Source organism: Thauera sp. (assembly GCF_035444905.1).
In the GTDB taxonomy this organism is placed as follows: domain Bacteria; phylum Pseudomonadota; class Gammaproteobacteria; order Burkholderiales; family Rhodocyclaceae; genus Thauera.
Map to the genome: position 1 here is coordinate 25,699 of NZ_DAOMPS010000013.1, position 19,026 is coordinate 44,724.

At 63.3% G+C, this 19,026-nt stretch carries 18 protein-coding genes; 2 read left to right on the forward strand and 16 right to left on the reverse strand.

Translation table 11 applies throughout. From position 1 onward, the window contains the following. The first annotated feature begins 98 nt into the window (after positions 1 to 98). Positions 99 to 1,013, forward strand: a complete 915-nt coding sequence (locus PLC66_RS08170; RefSeq protein ID WP_324539212.1) for a LysR family transcriptional regulator — start codon at positions 99 to 101, stop codon at positions 1,011 to 1,013. A gap of 37 nt (positions 1,014 to 1,050) precedes the next feature. Here PLC66_RS08170 and PLC66_RS08175 read toward each other — a convergent pair whose 3' ends face one another. The 11 genes from PLC66_RS08175 to PLC66_RS08225 form a co-directional block, all read right to left on the reverse strand. Further along, the gene (locus PLC66_RS08175) at positions 1,051 to 1,905 is read right to left on the reverse strand and encodes a hypothetical protein (protein WP_324539214.1); all 855 of its coding nucleotides are present in this window, start codon (positions 1,903 to 1,905) and stop codon (positions 1,051 to 1,053) included. A 135-nt stretch (positions 1,906 to 2,040) separates the two neighbouring features. Beyond that, the gene (locus tag PLC66_RS08180) at positions 2,041 to 3,546 is read right to left on the reverse strand and encodes a CoA-acylating methylmalonate-semialdehyde dehydrogenase (RefSeq protein ID WP_324539216.1); all 1,506 of its coding nucleotides are present in this window, start codon (positions 3,544 to 3,546) and stop codon (positions 2,041 to 2,043) included. 123 nt (positions 3,547 to 3,669) lie between these two features. Beyond that, complete coding sequence (locus PLC66_RS08185; protein ID WP_324539218.1) at positions 3,670 to 4,146, reverse strand: nuclear transport factor 2 family protein; 477 nt, start codon at positions 4,144 to 4,146, stop codon at positions 3,670 to 3,672. A gap of 7 nt (positions 4,147 to 4,153) precedes the next feature. Continuing rightward, on the reverse strand, positions 4,154 to 4,552 hold the full coding sequence (locus tag PLC66_RS08190) for a YciI family protein (RefSeq protein ID WP_324539220.1): 399 nt from the start codon (positions 4,550 to 4,552) through the stop codon (positions 4,154 to 4,156). A gap of 45 nt (positions 4,553 to 4,597) precedes the next feature. Next, on the reverse strand, positions 4,598 to 5,908 hold the full coding sequence (locus tag PLC66_RS08195) for a TRAP transporter large permease (RefSeq protein WP_324539222.1): 1,311 nt from the start codon (positions 5,906 to 5,908) through the stop codon (positions 4,598 to 4,600). A gap of 5 nt (positions 5,909 to 5,913) precedes the next feature. Continuing rightward, positions 5,914 to 6,498: a TRAP transporter small permease subunit gene (locus PLC66_RS08200; protein WP_324539223.1), complete on the reverse strand. Its 585-nt coding sequence runs from the start codon at positions 6,496 to 6,498 to the stop codon at positions 5,914 to 5,916. A gap of 30 nt (positions 6,499 to 6,528) precedes the next feature. Beyond that, positions 6,529 to 7,728, reverse strand: a complete 1,200-nt coding sequence (locus PLC66_RS08205; RefSeq protein WP_324539224.1) for a C4-dicarboxylate TRAP transporter substrate-binding protein — start codon at positions 7,726 to 7,728, stop codon at positions 6,529 to 6,531. Positions 7,729 to 7,767: 39 nt separating this feature from the next. Then, positions 7,768 to 8,406, reverse strand: a complete 639-nt coding sequence (locus PLC66_RS08210; protein WP_324539225.1) for a malonic semialdehyde reductase — start codon at positions 8,404 to 8,406, stop codon at positions 7,768 to 7,770. A gap of 62 nt (positions 8,407 to 8,468) precedes the next feature. Further along, on the reverse strand, positions 8,469 to 9,419 hold the full coding sequence (locus PLC66_RS08215) for a VOC family protein (RefSeq protein ID WP_324539227.1): 951 nt from the start codon (positions 9,417 to 9,419) through the stop codon (positions 8,469 to 8,471). A gap of 87 nt (positions 9,420 to 9,506) precedes the next feature. After that, complete coding sequence (locus tag PLC66_RS08220; RefSeq protein WP_324539229.1) at positions 9,507 to 9,896, reverse strand: (R)-mandelonitrile lyase; 390 nt, start codon at positions 9,894 to 9,896, stop codon at positions 9,507 to 9,509. A 30-nt stretch (positions 9,897 to 9,926) separates the two neighbouring features. After that, positions 9,927 to 10,799, reverse strand: a complete 873-nt coding sequence (locus PLC66_RS08225) for a fumarylacetoacetate hydrolase family protein (RefSeq protein WP_324539231.1) — start codon at positions 10,797 to 10,799, stop codon at positions 9,927 to 9,929. Between the two features lie 340 nt (positions 10,800 to 11,139). Here PLC66_RS08225 and PLC66_RS08230 point away from each other — a divergent pair, with 340 nt between their 5' ends. Beyond that, positions 11,140 to 11,790 (forward strand): TetR/AcrR family transcriptional regulator, encoded by a 651-nt coding sequence (locus PLC66_RS08230; protein WP_324539233.1) that lies wholly within the window; start codon positions 11,140 to 11,142, stop codon positions 11,788 to 11,790. Between the two features lie 226 nt (positions 11,791 to 12,016). Here PLC66_RS08230 and PLC66_RS08235 read toward each other — a convergent pair whose 3' ends face one another. The 5 genes from PLC66_RS08235 to dnaA form a co-directional block, all read right to left on the reverse strand. Then, on the reverse strand, positions 12,017 to 12,928 hold the full coding sequence (locus PLC66_RS08235; RefSeq protein ID WP_324539235.1) for a nucleotide-binding protein: 912 nt from the start codon (positions 12,926 to 12,928) through the stop codon (positions 12,017 to 12,019). A gap of 213 nt (positions 12,929 to 13,141) precedes the next feature. Then, on the reverse strand, positions 13,142 to 13,525 hold the full coding sequence (locus PLC66_RS08240; RefSeq protein WP_324539237.1) for a type I restriction-modification system subunit M N-terminal domain-containing protein: 384 nt from the start codon (positions 13,523 to 13,525) through the stop codon (positions 13,142 to 13,144). A 233-nt stretch (positions 13,526 to 13,758) separates the two neighbouring features. Continuing rightward, positions 13,759 to 16,260, reverse strand: a complete 2,502-nt coding sequence (gene gyrB / locus PLC66_RS08245) for a DNA topoisomerase (ATP-hydrolyzing) subunit B (RefSeq protein ID WP_324539239.1) — start codon at positions 16,258 to 16,260, stop codon at positions 13,759 to 13,761. 53 nt (positions 16,261 to 16,313) lie between these two features. Beyond that, entirely contained in the window at positions 16,314 to 17,423 is a 1,110-nt protein-coding gene (gene dnaN / locus PLC66_RS08250) for a DNA polymerase III subunit beta (RefSeq protein WP_324539241.1), read from the reverse strand. Positions 17,424 to 17,468: 45 nt separating this feature from the next. Next, positions 17,469 to 19,001, reverse strand: coding sequence for a chromosomal replication initiator protein DnaA (dnaA, locus tag PLC66_RS08255; RefSeq protein ID WP_324539243.1), 1,533 nt, complete (start codon positions 18,999 to 19,001; stop codon positions 17,469 to 17,471). Between the last annotated feature and the right edge of the window lie 25 nt (positions 19,002 to 19,026).

Below are 19,026 nucleotides of genomic sequence, written 5' to 3' on the forward strand. Positions count from 1 at the left end.
CTCCTGGCTGCCTTCTCATTGCGTGAATCAACTATAGAATCGAGTCGACACATCCCATAGATGGCAAGATTCGGTTGCAGCGTCACATGGATAGAACGATGACTCCGGTCCAGGACCTGAACGATCTTCATTACTTCGTGCGCGTGGTCGATCACGGCAGTTTCGCCGCCGCCGGCCGCGCACTCGGTATTCCGAAGTCGAAGCTCAGCCGCAGAATTGGGCTGCTCGAGGAGCGGCTCGGCGTACGCCTGATCCAGCGCTCGAGCCGTCATTTCTCGGTGACCGAGGTGGGTCGGACCTACTACGAACATTGCCGCGCGATGCTGGTCGAGGCCGAGGCTGCACAGGAGGCGATCGAGCGAACGCGTGCCGAGCCGCGTGGCACCATCCGCCTGAGCTGCCCCATCGCGCTGTTGCACGCACATGTCGGCCGCATGTTGGCCGAGTACATGGCGGCCTGCCCGCTGGTATCGATTCATCTCGAGGCGACCAATCGGCGCGTATCGCTCGTCACCGAAGGCTTCGATCTCGCCGTTCGCGTCCGCCCACCCCCCCTTGAGGACAGCGATCTCGTGCTGCGCGTCCTGTCCGATCGAAGCCAGTGCCTGGTGGCCAGCCCGGCGCTGGTCGCCCGTCTCGGCCCACCGGCCGGGCCTGCTGACCTGATCGCCTACCCCAGTCTGGCCCTCGGCCCGCCCCAGGACGACCCCGTATGGACGCTGTTCGGACCCGACGGGGCGCAAGTCGTGCAGCGTCATCGTCCGCGTTTCATCACGAGCGACATGATCGCCCTGCGGCGTGCGGCACTCGCTGGGGTGGGCATCGTGCAGTTGCCTACGCTGATGGTCTGTGACGACCTCGCCAGTGGTGACCTGGTGAGGCCGCTGCCGGACTGGGTGCCGCGCAGGGAGATCATTCACGTCGTCTACCCGTCGCGGCGCGGTCTGCTGCCCGCCGTTCGGTCCTTGATCGATCACCTTGCGGCGGGCTACGCGGCTCTTGACGAAGACTAGCTGGCTGCTTGCTCGCACCGGACGAAGGCCGATCCGCTTAGAAATGCAGTTCGAGCTGAAGCGTTGGCGAGCGCGTGTTGACCCCCGGTTTCCCGTGGTTGCCAAACTTGTGTTGCCAATACTCGTATCCGACGCCGAGCCACAGCGTATTCTTCGCCCCCCAGGCCATCTGCCCGACGTCGAGCATGACCGAGGTCCTGACCAAGGTCTCCGCTTTTGTCTTGACGTTGAAGTAGTCCCGTCCTTTCGGCGTGATGTAGTTCATGAAACCCTGAAACTTCATCGGCATGCCTGCTGCATGGAATGGGATGCCCCAGGCGGCATTGAGGATCAGGTAGGGATCGAAGCCGTGGCTGTTGTGGTTCGGCGCGGTACTGCACACGCTTAGGCCACAGTTGTTACGTTCGACCGTGTAGAGCAGGCTCAGGTCCAGGAAGCCGGGGACGTCGAACTTCAGGGTCGGGCCGAGCACGGCCATGCGCTTGCGGGGCGCGAACGCAGTATTCTTGGTGCTTAGATCGAAACCCGCCGTGATCGCCACCTCCTTGACGGGCCCGAAGGCGAATGACCGATCCAGTATCTTCCCAAGATGCAGCTGATGTCGGTACGTCAGATAGACGTCCGTTGCGCCGGTGTCGCCGCCTTGTGCCGGGTCTGCCTTGTCGGACAGGAGGACGTCCAGATTCATGAAGTTCTGGCCATACGCGTAGCCGCTTGCATGACCGAACTGAACAATGTGCTTCTTGATGTCCGACTTGATGTTCGGCTCGGTGAATTGCGTTCCGTAGCGATAGCCAATGAAGGTGTCGCTCCACGTTGCGGCCAACGAAACGCCTGGAATCATGGCGAGGACGGCGGCTAGCGCTGCGCCTCGGATCGTGCTTCGAATCATGCTTGTCTCCTGCTGTCTGTTTTTGGGTGCGATGGGCGAGCGATGCCCTGGGCGCGAGAAACTCGCCCATCGCGGAACCATCAGGTTGTGAGAAGGAACGGCTACAGAGTCGGCAACCGTTCGCGACGGATGCGCTTAGCTCATGGTCGGCATGACGAAATCCGCTCCGGTGCGAATTCCAGTCGGCCAACGAGAGGTAATCGTCTTGAGTCGCGTGTAGAAGCGGATGCCTTCGGGGCCATGCATGTGGTGATCACCGAACAGGGAGTTCTTCCATCCGCCGAAGCTGTGGAAGGCCATCGGGACCGGGATGGGTACATTGACGCCCACCATGCCCACCTGGATCTCATGCGCGAACATGCGGGCCGAATCGCCGTCCTGCGTAAAGATCGCAGTGCCGTTTCCATACTCGTGGGCGTTGATCAGCTCGACGGCTTCCCGATAGGTCTTTACCCGGACCACCCCCAGCACCGGGCCGAAGATCTCTTCCCGGTAGATCCGCATCTGGGGCGTAACGCGGTCGAAGAGTGTCCCACCGAGGAAGTAGCCCTGCTCGTGTTGCCCTGGCTCCATTCGGTAATCGCGCCCATCCACGACCAGATGTGCCCCCTCGGCGACACCCGAATCGATATAGGATCTGACCTTGTCGCGATGCGCGCCTGAGACCAGAGGGCCCATTTCGGCATTGCGCTGTGTGGCGGGCCCGATCCTGATCTCACGTACCCGTGGGGCCAGGCGGGCGACGAGTGCATCGGCGACTTCATCGCCCACCGCTACCGCGATCGAGATTGCCATGCACCGCTCGCCGGCCGCGCCATAGGCCGCCCCCATGAGGGCATCGGCCGCCTTTTCCAGATCGGCGTCGGGCATTACCACCATGTGGTTCTTTGCCCCACCGAGCGCCTGGATGCGCTTGCCGTTGGCCGCCCCTGTCGCGTAGATGTAACGTGCAATCGGCGTCGACCCGACGAAGCTGACGGCCTGCACGTCCGGATGATGGAGGATGGCGTCGACCGCCTCCTTGTCCCCGTTCACGATGGAAAACACGCCATCGGGTAGGCCGGCCTCCTTGAGCAGCTGCGCGAGCAGCAACGGAGCCGAGGGATCGCGCTCCGACGGCTTGAGCACGAAGGTATTGCCGCAAGCCAGCGCCACCGGGAACATCCACAGCGCAACCATGGCCGGGAAGTTGAACGGGGTGATTCCGGCAACAACGCCCAGCGGCTGGCGCAGCGAATGCGAATCGATGCCCGTGCCGATGTTCTCCGTCACCTCGCCCTTCAGCAGATGGGGTGCCCCGCACGCGAACTCGACCACCTCGATCCCGCGCGTAACCTCGCCCAGCGCATCCGAATGCACCTTTCCATGCTCTGCCGAGATGATCTCGGCGAGCCTGTCGGCGTTTGCCTCGAGCAGACTCTTGAACTTGGCCAGGATGCGAGCCCGGCGCAAGGGCGTCGTTGCCGCCCATGCCGGAAAGGCTTCGCGCGCGGATGCGATGGCGGCATTGACCTCGTCCGCCGTTGCCAACGGCACACGGGCATCGAGCTTGCCGGTCGCCGGGTTGAAAACGTCGCCATAGCGACCGCTGGCACCCTCTACTTCAAGGCCGCCGATGAAATGCGTAAGTATCCTCGTCATGAAGTTCTCCTCCGAATGATTGAAACGGCGGGCCGACAGGACGCCGCCTTGATCTATCTGAATCCCAATGCGGCTCGAGCACGTTATGGTGCTACCCGATGCCGAGCTCCACTGCTAACTGGTCTATTCGTCCGCTCGCCCTCCTTCGTTCATCGCATTCATGGGGATCGAACGCCACGATCGCATTTGCCATTCCCCACTTTCCAGAACCCACTCTGCAGTGAATCCGCAATCAATCGACGAGCGCTTTCCTGCAAGGATGACCTCGATGTGAGCGACCCCGACGAATTGGGCAGTCTTGCGGTCGATCGAGATCTTCGTCTCTACAACATCGACGGTCTTGTAGATCCATTTGCCGCTTGAGACGCCGTCCACGTAGGACGCCTTGGAGTCGGATGAGCCGTCCGAATGCACGTACTTCAGGTCGGGATGCAGAATTCTGGATAGCGCTGCGATGTCGCCCTGCTTCATCGCAATCCGTCGGCGCTGATCGACGCCTCGGATCTCAAGCCGAATCAGATCGCCTGACAGCCCTGCAAGATGCGATTCTGTTTCCGATCGGATGTCCGCCCTTGCACGAGCAGGTTCATCACCCCTCATGAGCCCCTCACACAAACGCGCCGCTGCCGTCGGAGAAATTGACTCGGATCGTCACGGACCCTTCATTCACCAGCCACGGCTGAACGATGAATCGCCGTGCGCCGCGCGCGTGCATCGGATCCAGCGCAGCGATCTCCCTTGCCTCGTCGAGACTGCCCGCGCGAATGGCCACACATCCCTCGCCACTCCAACGTTGGCCGTCATCGGAGAAGATCGGACCCGCAGCAAACAGGACCCCCCGCCGCTCGAGCGCCACTTGATATGCGAGGTGCTCTTCCAGACAGTCCATTACTGCATCCAGACCCGCTACCGGGCGGGTATGCACAAGATAGAGTTGCCGCGCGAGAAAGCCCTTCTCGCCGCACAGGGCGACGATCTGCGCCGCGTCCAGGTATTGATTACCCATGCTTGTCTCCTCATATTCCAGGTCGATTGACCGCTATTCGATGGTCTACTTCACCAAGGCCGTGCTCAGTTGCGGGAACGCGACCAGCAGTGCCAGTGCAAACAGCATGCAGGCCACGAACGGCATGACGCCCCTGAAGATCTCCCGAATGCCAATCGTCTTGTCGTCGAGGGTGGCCTTGACCGTAAAGACGGAGATGCCAAACGGTGGCGTGATCAGCCCCACCTCCACCGCGACGATCGTGATGATGCCCAGCCAGATCAGGTCCATACCGAAGGCCTGCGCGATTGGGACGACGATCGGCACGACGATCAACAGGATCGAGACGGAATCGAGGATGCAACCCAACACGAGGACGAGCGCGATATAGGCGAGCAGGAAGGCGTATTCGCCCATTCCAAGGTCGGACATGAATCCGGCAATTGCGCCGGGCAAGCCGGTCATCGTCAGCATGCGGCTGTAAAGGCTTGCGGCCATGATCAGGAAAAGCACGGCGACCGAGACGTGGCCGGTCTCGACCAATACACGCCAGAACTTGCCTGGCGTCAGTCGCCTCCGGATCAGCGACAGAACCAGGGCACCGAATGCCCCGACCGCACCTGCCTCGATGGGGGTGAACAGCCCGCCGTACAAGCCGCCGAGCACCAGGGCGATGAGAGCAACGATCGGTGCGGCCTTCTTCATTGCCGACTTCAGCGTTTCCCGCGCCTCGGATGATGCGTTGCCGACCTCCGTGCCGACGAAGCCGGGCTGGAAGCGCGCCATGATCATGATCAGCCCGCAAAAGAGGGCGGCGAGGAGCAACCCCGGGATGATGCCGGCGATGAACAGGCTTCCGATCGACGTCTCTGCAAGCACCCCATAGACGATCATCAGCAGGCTGGGGGGGATGAGCATCCCGAGGACGGAACTGGCCGCGACTACGCCGACCGAAAAGCGTGCCGTATAGCCGTGGCGCATCATCTCGGGCACCGCAATCTTGGTGAATACGGCCGCCGAGGCGATGCTGACCCCGGTGATTGCGGCAAAGGCGGCATTTGACGCGACCGTGGCCATGCCCAGGCCGCCTCGCAGACGACGGAGGAGCCACCCGGCGACGTCGAACGTGTCGCGCCCCACACCGCACACCGAGACGAACATCCCCATCAGCACGAAGAGCGGGACCACGCCGTACAGATAATCGCTGATCGAATCGTTGACGGCTGCGGCAATCATTCGATTCGCGATTTCGATATCGCGCATCAGCCACACACAGCCGAACGAGATCAGGATCAAGGCGACGCCTACATGCATGCCAAGGTAGATCAGGGCCAGCATCAGAACGATGGCAAGCATGGATATTTCGATTCCGGACATGACGATCACTCCGATGAAGTCGTGGTTCGGGCACAGGCACGCATGTCCGCCCATGCGAGGAGCAGGTACTGGATGCCAGCGACACTGCTGCCGACGATGACGATCAGACGTACCGGCCACGTTTCGGCCTTGAACAGGCCTTCGACGCCGATGTACTGGCCGTGCGACCACGCCTGGACGAGCAGCGGGCCCGTCGCCAAGGCCATGGCGATGCAGACGCCGACGCCAGCCAGATTGAAAAGCGCACTGAGGATCAGGCCGGCGCGCGGGCGTCGGCGCATGAACGACTCGAGAAAGAGGTCCGCACGCGTCATGCGCTGGTGGCGCAAGGCACTTCCGAGTTGCAGGAAGACGATCGCCACAACAGAGAGCGCAACCAATTCGGCGACGCCATAGATCGGCGTGCCGAACAAGGCGCGCCCGAGCACGTCACAGCCGACGAGGACCATCACGGCGAAGATCAACAACGATCCAGCGCCATTGAGTGCGTCCACCAACTTTCCAAAGCCCGACTCGCACCGGGCGACGAGGGATCTGGCCGGCACGGATGGACTCTCCGTGGCGGCGGCTCCATTTTGATTCGGGACCATGTTCCACCTCCGATATCGACACAAACGTGCTCAGAGCCCGTGATCCCAATTGCGCAGGGGTTGTGCCCCGCGCTCGCGCATGGCGGTCAGGTAAGTCTTCATGACCTCGCGGGCTGGAAGTCCCTTGGCCTCATTGGCGGCAACCCATTCGGCTGCGATATCCGGCATTGCATTGACCCAGGCGGCTCGCTCGTCGCGCGACCATTCGATTACGCTGACCGCGCGTTGCTGCTTGGGTCCCTCCTCATGCATCCACTCCAGCGCCTGCTCGTAGCTCGCCATCACCGCATCGCCGAGCTTGCGCGAGTATTCCCTTCCCACCTCCTTCAGAATCGTGCGAATCTCCGGCGGTAGCCGATCCCAGGTATTCTTGTTGATTGCCAGCGCGCCAAAATAAGTCGCCCCCAGATTGACCTTGGCCATATACGGTGCAACTTCGTGCAGCTTGATGCTCATGACGCCCGATGTGAGCGACAAGGCCCCCTCGGAGAGGCCGGTCTGCATGTCGGTGTAATAGGTGGTCATCGCGCCACCGACCGCGACGGCCCCTGTGCCACGCATCCATGACGCAAGGACCCCCGGCGCGGAGATTTTTCGACCGGCAAGGTCCGCAATGGACCGCAGGGGGAAGGTGGTGAACATGTGGTAGGGGTCGCCACTGCAGGCCCCGAGGAAGACGAGGTTGTTCCGCTCCCATTCATCCTTCAGCGCCGGAACGGTGTCGTTGAGTTCGTTGAAGACGCTCATCATCAGCTGCGGGTCATCCGTTACTGCCGGCGCATAAATGGTGACTTGGCTGAGCGGCTGCTTCGCGCCTTCCAGATTGCTGAAGACCCAGCCGATATCGACGATTCCGTCGGCGACAGAACTCAAGGTCGCATTTGCCTTGTAGAGCTGCCCGCCATATGCCTCTTGCCATTCGATGGAATAGCCCTTCCCGAGCGCCTCGACGCGTCGAGACACCTCTGGAACGAAGTGCGTTGAAATGACGCCGACCCACGGGAGCGTGGTAGGGTGGCTCGCTCCCACGGAAAGTCGGAAAGTCTGTCCCTCCGCCGCCGCCTTCGTGGCGGCAGGATCGTTTTCGGTGGCGGGCGTGCAGGCCGCAAGCAGCACGGCCAGGCCGGCCGCGACATTGAGTTTGCTGATCATTTTTGTCTCCGAATCGTTCTTTTCATGGACGAGCGTGCCCCCGTCGGCGGCTTGCCGCGACGTGAGAGTGCTCTGCATGGAATTCGCCTGTTGGTTACGGCCAGGCGCGGCCGGCGGTCAGAGCAACGTACAGGCCTGCGCGAAACTCAGGCGAGGACTGCGGGGGAAGAGTTTTGCGGGATCGCCGTAGCCCAGGTTGCAGAGGAAATTGGATTTCACGTGGCCACCCGACCCGGCCTCGAGATCGAGCCGTTTCGGGCCCGTCTCCGGCGGGAAGAACTCCCGATCGACGAATTCATGATCGAACCCCGACATCGGGCCGCAGTCGAGCCCCAGTGCGCGGGCTGCCATGATGAAATAGGCCCCCTGCAACGAGCTGTTGCGCAGTGCCGTCACCTGCACCAGCTCCGGATTGCCTTCGAACCAGTCGCGCACCGACGGGTTGTGCGGAAACAGGGTCGGCAGATGGTCGAAGAACCGCGTGTCGTAGGCGATGATGGCGGTCACCGGCGCGGACAGCGTCTTGTCGATGTTGCCCGGGCTCAGAGCGGGCAGGAGGCGGCGCTTCGCCTCGGGTGTGCGCAAGAAGACGACTCTTGCTGGACACCCGTTTGCGCTGGTGGGCCCCCACCTCATCAATTCATAAAGTTCCACGAGCAGGTCGTCGTCAACCTTTCGGTCTTGCCAGGCGTTGTGGCTGCGCGCCATCCTGAACAGTTGATCCAGGCAGGCGTCGGCCAGTTTATTTGTCTCCATATCTCCTCCTTGTTGTCTTGTGTTGCGCTGCGCTGATGGCCGCTTCGGTAGCCGATTGACGGCTATCGCGTGGTGAGCGCACTGCCCAGAAAATGCTCGACGGTCATGGAGGGCCCCCACTGGTACAAGCTGTCGTCGCTAGCGGGCGTGTACCCGAGGGGCGAGTCACGCTGGTACAGGTCGCCATCGGTGAAATGCTCGACGACGTTCCCCGACGGATCACGCCAATAATCGAAGATCTGGCTGCCGAGTACATGGCGTCCCACGCCCCACACCGGTGACCAGCCTTGAGAGGACAGCCAGGCATTGCCATGGAGCTGCGCGTCGAAGTCCTGCACTTCGAACGATGCGTGATGCACGTGATCTGCCGCAGACTGAAACAGCGCCACCGTGTGGTGATCTGTCCATTCGTCGCCACGATTCAGACGGAGGAAGGCCGCATGCGGGTCGGACTTGTCGCTCTCGTCGACCACGAAGTCGGACGGCAAGAGCCCCAAGGTCTGCGTGTACCAGTCCAGGCAGGCGCGCAAGTTGCTCACACCGAGCGCGATGTGACCCAATCGGAGCACCTGGGCCGGTGCGCGCGGAGGCCGTTGAACTTCACCGAAGCGCCGCTTGAGCGTCGCCGAGTTCAAGTTCAATGCCGGGCGCATGGGCAGTGATGCGACCGGCTCGATGCCGTGCACAAGTTGAACCCTGCGTCCTGCCGGATCGTGCAGCGTGACGGCATGGCCACCGCCAGGTCCCTGGAGGGATTCAACTGCCGAGGCGCCCGGCAGTGTCCGCGCCAGGCTCAGATCCTCGGCACGCTCTACCGCAAACGCCACGGCGACGAATTCCGGGCTTTCGGCCTGCTCCGCGACATAGGCGTAGGGAACGGGGCCCGCACCACGCATGTACAGCTGGTGCTCAGTCCTGCTTGCGCGGACCAGACCGAAATCGGTCATGAAGCGTTCGACTTCATCCAGATCACGATGTCGGTACACAACGTGATTGATATCCCTGATATTCAACACAATCTGTCTCCTCACTGGAGCCCGCCCTCGATCGCCACCACATTTCACGCTGATTGCGTGCGAGGGCGGGCTTTAGGGTCAGTCCTAGTCGGCAGCACCTGCGCCCACATGGGCGAGCCAGGTGATGGCTTCATCGGTTGCGGCATGCTGGACGGCGATGTGGCACATGAACTTGTCATCGGTCGCTCCGTGCCAGTGCTCCTCGCCGGGGCCGATCGTCACGACGTCGCCGGCATGGATCTCCCGCATTGGCTCACCACGTTTCTGCACGTAACCACTGCCGGATACGACCAGCAGTAGCTGGCCGCGCTCATGCGTGTGCCATGCGGTCTTGCCCCCAGGGGCAAAATTGACGCGGTAGGCGTGAAGGTCGACGTTCGGATTGGTCGCAAGCTCGTCGAGCCAGACCATGCCGGCGAACCGGTCTGACGGGCCACGAAAAGTGGTCAATTGCGCTTCTGTCTGGATGTCCATCGCAAGTCCTCGATATGTCGCCACTTGGATTCAGGCCGAGCGCCCGAGCGCTTCGTCGTCGACCGGATTGATCAAGGTTCCGATGCCCTCGATCTCGACGCTGCAAACGTCGCCCGGCCTCATGAAAAGCGGCGGCTTCCGAGCCCACCCGATACCAGCCGGCGTGCCGGTGACGATGACGTCGCCGGGTTCAAGGGTGATCGCGACACTGAGGGTCGAGATGAGGTTCGCGACATCGAAGATCATGTCGGCGGTATTTCCATCCTGAACGATCTCGCCATTCAGCCGGGTCTGCAGACGCAAGCCGGAAGCGCCCGGAGGCAGCTCATCGGCGGTGACGAAAACCGGTCCGAATGCGCCCGTACCGTCGAAGTTCTTTCCCACAGTCCACTGGGGGGACAGGAACTGGAAGTCGCGCACCGACCCCTCGTTGAAGATCGAATAGCCGGCGACGTGCTCCAGGGCCTTCGCCCGGTCGATGTGGCGTCCCCCGACGCCGATGATGACGGCCAGCTCGCCCTCGAAATCGAACTGCTCGGACACCGAGGGGCGCACCAACGCGTCACCGTGCGCGATCAGGCTGGATGCGAAACGCGGAAAGAAGGTGGGGTAGCTCGGCTGCTCGTATGGACTCTCCCGGGTGTGGTCGGCGTAGTTGAGGCCGACACACACGATCTTGGAGGGGCGCTCGATTGGAGGCAGATAGCGAATGCGGTCGCGGTCGACGGTCTCGCCCGCTTCGAGAAGACGGTGCGCGCGCGAGATTGCGACGTGACCGCCTCGGATCAGGTCATGGAGATGGCCCGGGTAGTCTGGATCGGTGGCGAGTAGGCCTCGAAGCTGCCCGTTGCGTTCGGCACCCAGTCCCCTGATGCCATCCTGTTCAAAGGCGATGAAGCGCATGTGTCTCTCCTAAGGTATCGCTGGTCTGATGGGTACGGTACTGTACCGTACCGTTTAGAAAGCGTACGGCTGCGTCTTCAGCTTGTCAACAGATTTCTTGACAATGGTCAACGCGCTCGCCGGAGACTCGTGATTCTGTCGCGAGCGCTCAATGGCGACACCCTGTCCCACGTCGGCGAATCGAGGACAATGCCTTTCTCAGCCCACGGATTTGCATACGTATGGCATCGAGGTGCTAGCATTCGGCCCGATCGGCCATGACCCACGGCGTCGCGTCGCTTCCGGGATGAGGGCGCAAACAAACCGACCGCTGGGGAGTCTCGCTCTTCGCAGGATCGACATGACGGTGCATGACCGTGACAACAATCACTTGACAACGAACTCTGATATGACCGCTCAGGAAAGAAAACGCGAAGCCATCGTGGCTGCGGCAGCGGACCTGTTTCTCGATAGTGGCTACAGCGGCGTCACCCTCGACGCCGTAATCAGTCGTGTCGGCGGCTCGAAGCGAACGCTCTATGCCTACTTCGGCGATAAGGACGGTTTGTTCGCGGCGATCGTCAACCGACTCTGCGAGGAGATCGTCACCCCGCTGACGCGCCTGGTGCTCGTGGGCAGGCCTTTGCGCGAGGCGCTCGGCGCTACGGCGCAGACCTTTTTCGACGTCCTGCTTGCGCCCCGCACGCTGGCGCTCCACCGGTTGGTGGTTGCGGAGGCTACCCGGGCGCCGGAGGCCGCCCGTACCTTTTTCCTTGCGGCCCCGACGACGTCGTACCGGTGTCTTGCCGAATACTTCAAATGGGCGAGCGAGGTGGGAATCGTCACGCCGGGTGATCCCCAGCAGCGCTCCAGGATCTTTCTGGATGCGCTCACGGCGGACTTCCAGCTAAGGTGCCTGCTGGGGCTGCTCGACTCACCCACGCAGATGGAGCGCGATGAACGCATGAATGAGACGATCGCCATCTTCATGAAGGGGATCGCTGCTTCGTAGGCAGTTCCCGTGCTCCGCCCTTGGGGCGGTTGATACCCCTGAGCCCGTCGCGCCCGATGTAAGCACTTCGGGCCAATACATCGAGTGCTGCGCGAATTCCCGTTTGGTTCGCAAGGCAGTGTCACGCGAAGATGGCGCACGACAGGGCGAGTGCCATCCGGTACTCCAGAGTTTGGGATCGCCCGCGCGGTGCGGGCACTCGCCATCGGCGTGGTCGGCAGCTGATCTAGATTGCACCGATGAACGCGGCCAGCGTTCGCTCGATCGGGGCGATGTCGTTACGGTCCATCAGCGCCGCGTAGATGTCGCCGCCGAGGTCGGCCGGCATCTTCGAGCCGGCCTCGCGAACGATGAGCACGTTGCGCTTGCCCTTGAGGCCGCTGAAGTAGCCCGCCTCGAACACGACGTTGTCGCGCGGCACCGACTGGTGGGCCTCGCTCGGGTTGGCGAGATCGTCATCCTTGGTGAACAGGAAGATGCCGGCAATCGAGCGGGAAGCTGCCTCCTCGATCTGGTCGATGATCGTGCGGCCGGGAATGAAGTCGCTCTGCCAGTCCAGCACGCTCGCGCTCTGGCTCGCGAGGTAGCGCTTGATCTGCGCCGCCGTCGACGCTGAGCTGCTGCAGTAACCGAGAAAGATGTCGCGACGCTCACGGAGCTGATCGGTCCAGTATTTGAAGGGGACGAGGAACTCGTCGGTGTGCAGCCAACCGAGCTCGGCATCGGCTGGAAACTGGCCGACATAGCCGCCGAAGCTGCTGTCGAACACGACGCGTCGCAGCACGTCCCGTTGCACCAGCACGAGGGTGGGCAGGCCCAGGGTTCGGGCGAGCGCACCCTCGTAATGATTGAACTCGGTCGGCAGCAGCACGTCCTGGCCATCACCGTCACGAAAACGCCAGCGCGGCATCCCCAGCACGGCCGCGCCCACGCAGCGTCGGGCGATCTCGTCGGCATCGCGCGGATTCCATGCCTTCGCGGACGCCAGCCCGGGCTGGCCCCTCGGGTTGGTGAAGATTTCCGGCGTGAAGCCGAGCTTGGCGATCTCGTCGACGATGCCCCACTTGAGGGCGTTGAGATTCGGCGGCAGCCATGGGTCGGCGGGGAGGCTGACGTAGATACGGCGCGTGACACTCATGACTCGGGCCCCCTGCCTGTTTGGCCTCCCCGCTGGCGATAACCTGGGAGAGCCCGGTCGCGCGAGGTATTGACAGCATGACCTTGCATTTCGGGCGTGCGTGCCGGTGACGCATATCCCTTGAATTCGGGGCGGCCCTTATCTACTTATAGTTCAGCGCTGAGGCTGGCTGAAAGGCGAAGTACGATCAGGGGGAAGCGTGGCCAAGAACTACTACGGATTGGGGAGCCTTCCGTAGAAGCGCGGCAGAACGCCCTTCAGCTCCTCGTTCTCGGCCTCGACCGCCGCCATGGCTTCGTTGACCGCCTTGCCCAGATCCTGGCCTTCGGCGAGATCGAGCAAGTAGGAGAAGCGGGCGTTGTCGGGAAGAAAAAGCGCCCCTTCGGCCTGATAGTCGAACTTCTCGATCTCGGACACACCCAGCCCGCTCTCGATCAGCTTGGCCTCGGCCTCGTGGAACCGCTTCTCGGCGTAGCGCAGGAAGATCAAGCCGAGAACCGGGTTTGAGAACTCCGAGGGCTTCAGGCCGGTGTTGGCCCAGAGTTGGTCTGCTGCCGCCCATAGCCGGGTTTCAAGCTGGTTGAGGTCGAGGGACATTTCTCAGGAGTGATCGGTGGTGGTCGCAGACAGAGGGATTGTAGCGCTCGTGGGGAACGTACATGTCATTGAGGCGATCGCGCATACGCTCGGGAGCCCAGTCAGGGCAAGGCTTCTCGTCTGTAGCAGCCAAAAGAAAAGGGCGGGGAACCCATCGGATTCGCCCGCCCCTGGCTGGCCGTCTGCCAATAATTGGCTAGCCATTTGCCAGTTTATGGTCGCTGCTACAAAAATCACACATCGATGTTCTGCGCATACAGCGCATTGCTCTCGATGAACGCCCTTCTCGGTTCCACGTTATCCCCCATCAGCGTGGTGAAGATCTCGTCCGCGGCGATGGCGTCGTCAATCTGCACGCGCAGCAGGCGGCGCACGGCCGGGTCCATGGTGGTTTCCCACAGCTGCTCGGGGTTCATCTCGCCCAGGCCCTTGTAGCGCTGCTTGCTGATGCCGCGTTCGACGTCGGCCAGCATCCACTTGATGGCGTCGGCGAAGCGGGTGACGGTCTGGCGCTTTTCACCACGGCGGATCTCGGCGCCGGGACCGATGAGGCCGCTGATGGCTTCGGCGGCGTTGCGGATGGCGCGGTAGTCGCCGGACACCAGGAAGTCGTGCTCGACCCAGCCGAACTTGCGGTTGCCGTGGTGCAGGCGCTCGATGGTGAGGCGCCAGCCTTCGGTCTCGTCGTGGTATTCGGCGTAGATCTGCAGGTCTTCGGGCAGGTGCGGCTGGATGCGCTCGGCCGAGGCACGGGCGGCGGCTTCGTCGTCGAGGCTGACCTCGATGTCATGCGCCAGCATCACCTGCAGCACTTCGGGGTCGATGTAGCTGGCCAGGCGCCGGGTGACGGCTTCGGCGAGCAGGTAGGTCCGTGCCAGGCCACCGAGGGCTTCGTCGCCGATCGGGTCGGCGCCTTCGCGCGGGACCAGTACGGCGCCGTCGAGGGCTAGGCGCAGCAGGTGGTTCGACAACTCGTTGTCGTCCTTGATGTACATCTCGCTCTTGCCGTGCTTGATCTTGTAGAGCGGCGGCTGGGCGATGTAGATGTGGCCGCGCTCGACCAGCTCGGGCATCTGGCGGTAGAAGAAGGTGAGCAGCAGGGTGCGGATGTGCGCGCCGTCGACGTCGGCGTCGGTCATCAGGATGATGCGGTGGTAGCGCAGCTTCTCGGGCTTGTAGTCGTCCTTGCCGATGCTGGTGCCCAGCGCAGTGATCAGGGTGGCGATCTCCTGGCTCTGCAGCAGCTTGTCGAAGCGCGCCTTCTCGACGTTGAGGATCTTGCCCTTCAGGGGCAGGATCGCCTGGAACTTGCGGTCGCGGCCCTGCTTGGCCGAGCCGCCTGCGGAATCGCCCTCGACCAGGTAGAGCTCGCACAGCGCGGGGTCCTTTTCCTGGCAGTCGGCAAGCTTGCCGGGGAGCCCCACGCCGTCGAGCACGCCCTTGCGGCGCGTCATCTCGCGCGCCTTGCGGGCGGCGTCGCGGGCGCGCGCGGCCTCGACGATCTTGTTGCAGATGGTCTTGGCGTCGATCGGGTTCTCGAGCAGGAAGTCGCTGAGCTTGTTGGCGACGACTTCTTCGACCGCCGGGCGGGCCTCGGAGGACACCAGCTTCATCTTGGTCTGGCTGGCGAACTTGGGGTCGGGCATCTTGACCGACAACACGCAGGCGAGGCCCTCGCGCATGTCGTCACCGGTGATGTCGACCTTGGCCTTCTTGGCGATCTCGTTTTCTTCGATGTACTTGTTGATGACGCGGGTCATCGCCGCGCGCAGGCCGGTGAGGTGGGTGCCGCCGTCGGCCTGCGGGATGTTGTTGGTGTAGCACAGCACCTGTTCCTGGTAGCTGTCGTTCCACTGCATCGCGACCTCGACGCTCAGCTCCGCCTCGTGCCCATGACCGGTGGGAATGCGGGTGCTGCCCTGGGCGTAGAACACATTGGGGTGCAGCACGGTCTTGGCGCGGTTGATGTACTCGACGAAGCCTTTCACGCCGCCGGCGAAGGCGAAGTCTTCTTCTTTGGCGGTGCGCTGGTCGATGAGGCGGATCTTGACGCCGTTGTTCAGGAACGAGAGCTCGCGCAGGCGCTTGGCGAGGATGTCGTAGTGATACTCGACGGTGCCGAAGATCTCGTCGTCGGCGAGGTAATGCACCTTGGTGCCGCGCTTGGTGGTCTCGCCGATGACGCGCGGCGGGCTGACCTCGACGCCGTCGACCACCTCGATGACGCGGTTCTGCGGCTTGCCGCGCTCGAACTCGAGCAGGTGGCGCTTGCCGTCGCGGGCGACGGTGACGTGCATCCACTTCGACAGCGCATTGACGCAGGACACGCCCACGCCGTGCAGGCCGCCGGACACCTTGTAGCTGTTCTGGTTGAACTTGCCGCCCGCGTGCAGCACGCACATGACGATCTCGGCCGCGCTGCGCTTGGGCTCGTGCTTGTCGTCCATCTTGATGCCGACCGGGATGCCGCGACCGTTGTCGGTGACCGAGATCGAGTTATCGGCATGGATGGTGATGACGATGTCGTCGCAGTGGCCGGCCAGGGCCTCGTCGATGGAGTTGTCGACGACCTCGAACACCATGTGGTGCAGACCGGTGCCGTCGGAGGTGTCGCCGATGTACATGCCGGGGCGCTTGCGCACCGCTTCCAGGCCTTCGAGCTGCTGGATGCTGGTTTCGTCGTAGTCTTCGTGCGCCTTGGCGGACGCGGTGGGCTGATCTTGCGGTTCGGACATGGTCATCTCGGTGATTCGTAAAGAACGGGTGCTGCGGTAAGGCGGCTGCTGGCTCAGATGCGCATCGGCATCACGACGTACTTGAACTTGTCGTTGCCCGGCAGCGTGATCAGGGCGCTGGAGTTGCCGTCGTTGAAGCGCCAGTCGACCGTCTCGGAGGCAAGGTTGTTGAGCACGTCGAGCAGGTAGGTGACGTTGAAGCCGATGTCGAGCTTGTCGTCGTGGTAGTCGATCTCGAGCTCGTCCATCGCCTCTTCCTGCTCGGCGTTGGTCGACGCGATGCGCAGGAGACCGTCCTCGAGCACCATGCGCACGCCGCGGAACTTGTCATTGGTGAGGATGGCCGCGCGCTGCAGCGCGGCGAGGAGGGGTTGGCGCTCGAAGCTCACCAGCTTGGGGTGGGCCTGCGGGATGACGCGCTCGTAGTCGGGGAACTTGCCGTCGATGAGCTTGGTGACGAGCTCGATCGCGCCGAAGCGGAACACCGCCTGATTGCCGGCGAGCACGATCTCGAGCGGGTCGTCGTTGTCGGCGAGCTGGCGCGCGAGTTCGAGCACGGTCTTGCGCGGCAGGATGGCCTCGCTGCGCTGCTCGACCGGCGCGTCGAGCTCGGACGCGGCGTAGGCGAGGCGGTGGCCGTCGGTGGCGACCATGCGCAGCTCGCCGCCGTCGGCGATGATCAGCAGGCCGTTGAGGTAGTAGCGGATGTCCTGCTGCGCCATCGCGTACGACACCTGGGCGAGCTGGCGCTTGAAGGCGCGCTGACCGATCGACAGGCGCGCGGTGGCGTCGACCGGCGGGTTCAGGCTGGGGTAGTCGGCGGCGGGCAGGGTCTGGAGCTGGAAGCGGCTGCGGCCGGCCTTGACGGTGAGACGCTTGTCGTCGAGCGTGAGGCTGATCTCGGCCGAGTCGGGCAGGGCGCGCAGGATGTCCTGCAGCTTGCGCGCGCCGACGGTGATCGCGGCGTCCTCGCCGCCGATGTGGCCGCCGGTGGTGGTGCGGATCTGGATCTCGATGTCGGTGGCGAGCATGGTGAGCTGGTCGCCATGCTTCTCGATCAGCACATTGGACAGGATCGGCAGCGTGTGGCGCTTTTCGACGATGCCGGCAACCGACTGCAGCGGGGCCAGGAGCGCATCGCGGGTGGTGGTGAGCAAGAGCATGGCGTCAGATCAGGTCGTTGGGTTGATCGGAAGTGGGATGTGCGCTCAGCCCCGCAGGACCTGGGTGAGCACGTGAACGTCGTGGTTGAGCTGGTGGTCGCCGAGGCGCAGCTCGGTGATGGTGCGGCAGGCGTGCAGCACGGTGGTGTGGTCGCGGCCGCCGAAGGCCTCGCCGATCGCCGGCAGCGACATCGGGGTCAGTTCCTTGGCCAGCCACATCGCCACCTGGCGCGGGCGCGCGATGACGCGCGTGCGCTTTTTCGAGTGCATGTCGGCGACCTTGATCTTGTAGTAGTCGGCGACCGTCTTCTGGATGTGCTCGATCGAGAGCTGGCGGTTGTGCGCGTGCAGCAGGTCCTTGAGTGCCTCCTTGGCCACCTCGAGGCCGATCTGGCGGCCGTGGAAGCGGGCGTAGGCGACCACCTTGTTGAGCGCGCCCTCGAGCTCGCGCACGTTCGAGCGCAGGTTCTTGGCGATCAGGAAGGCGACGTCGTCATCGACATTGACGCGCAGCGCCTCGGCCTTCTTCTTCAGGATGGCGACCCGCATCTCGAGCTCGGGCGGCTCGATCTGCACCGTGAGGCCCCAGTCGAAGCGCGAGATCAGGCGGTCTTCCAGGCCCTGGATGTCCTTCGGGTAGGTGTCGCAGGTGATGACGATCTGCTTGCGCGCCTCGGTCAGCGCGTTGAAGGCGTGGAAGAACTCTTCCTGCGTGCGGTTCTTGTTATTGAAGAACTGGATGTCGTCGATGATCAGCATGTCGAGCGAGCGGTAGTAGCGCTTGAAGGCGTCGAAGCTCTTCTGCTGATAGGCGCGCACCACGTCGGCGTAGTAGTCCTCGACGTGCACATAGCGGATGACCGCGCGCGGGTTGTGCTTGAACACCGCGTTGCCGATGGCGTGCACCAGGTGGGTCTTGCCCAGGCCGACGCCGCCATAGACGAACAGCGGGTTGTAGGAGGTGCCCGGGTTCTGCGACACCTGCATGGCGGCGGCGCGGGCGAGGTCGTTGGCGCGGCCGGTGACCAGGGTGTCGAAGGTGAAGTCCGGGTTGAGGCGGGTCTTCTCGTAGGCGAGCTCGATGCCGCTCAGCGAGCCACCGTCATTGCCCTGCGCGCTGCTGGCGGCGGCGCGGCGGGCGCGTGGCGCGGCGGCGGCAGCCGGGGTGGTGTCGGCGGCGCTCTCGGCGAACACGGCCGCTGTGGGCTCGCCCTGTGCCTGCGTTGCGGCTGCGGTGGGGGCCAGAGAGGCGGTCGGAGGCGGGCTGGTTGCGGCGGCGACGGTGCTGGGCGATTCGGCCGCCTTGCTGTTGTTGCGCGGCGCTCGGGTGCTGCCGACCGCCGGCAGTTGCAGCTCGACCTGCAGCGGAACGCCGCTGAACTCCTCACCAAGCTCGAGGATGCGGCGCAGGTAGCGCTCGCGCACCCATTGCAGCACGAAGCGGTTGGGCGCGACCAGCCGCCAGCCGCCCGCCTCACCGACTTCGGCCTGCAGCGTCTTGATCCAGGTGCTGAACTGCTGTTGCGGCAGTTCCTGCTCGAGGCGTGACAGGCAGAAGGACCAGAAATCTTGACTCACGGCGGGATGGGCTTGGCTGGGCGGG